At 50.7% G+C, this 213-nt stretch carries 1 pseudogene; it reads left to right on the top strand.

Annotation, left to right across the window (positions count from 1 at the left end):
• Window positions 1-213: pseudogene (locus A3729_RS09365) on the top strand (collagen-like protein); the annotation flags it as partial.

Here is a 213-nt window from a genome sequence, read left to right as displayed (position 1 = left end):
TCTGGTGAAGTTATCCAAGGTCCTAAAGGTGATACTGGTGAGCAAGGACCAATTGGACCACAAGGTCCTAAAGGTGATACTGGTGAGCAAGGACCAATTGGACCACAGGGTCCACAAGGACCAGAGGGACCACAAGGTCCTAAAGGTGATACTGGTGAGCAAGGACCACAGGGTATCCAAGGTCCTAAAGGTGATACTGGTGAGCAAGGACCA

This window comes from Oleiphilus sp. HI0043, from assembly GCF_001634935.1.
This window is presented reverse-complemented; position numbering and strand designations above follow the sequence as displayed.